The following is a 384-nucleotide window of genomic DNA, read 5'->3' as shown; positions in this document are numbered from 1 at the left end:
TTCCCTCAGCGCACGGAATAGCCGGGGCTGGGGATCTGAGCCGTCCCGCCTGAGCCCAGCCGACAAATCGGCGCGCTTCTCCGCACGCACCACGTCTTCGTAGTATGCGAGGAGGCCGTGCCTCTCGCCGGCTCGTGCCCAGCCTCGGGCGGACGCCCGCCCGGCCACCGCTCAGCAGATCCAGCGTCGCCGACCGGGTCGCGTACGCGGAGGGCTCGCCCGAGGTGGTGCCGACCGGCACCAGACCGATGCGCGAGGTGCTCACGGGAGGTGTCCCCGTACCTCGTGATCAACACGAGCTACACCGGGCGCCCGGTCAGCTGCCGGACCGCCTCCGCGACGTGTCCGGACTGGGCCATGGCGAGCTTGCTGCGCCGTGTCCCC

General features: G+C 71.9%; 1 pseudogene. It reads right to left on the bottom strand.

The features are described from left to right. Positions 1-233: 233 nt before the first annotated feature. Positions 234-384, bottom strand: a pseudogene (locus PUR26_RS34755) (hydroxymethylbilane synthase); the annotation flags it as partial.

It is taken from the genome of Streptomyces sp. SP18CS02 (assembly GCF_036322365.1).
Taxonomy (GTDB): Bacteria; Actinomycetota; Actinomycetes; order Streptomycetales; family Streptomycetaceae; genus Streptomyces.
Note: the sequence above shows the minus strand (reverse complement) of the source record. Positions and strands in the feature narration are given on the sequence as shown.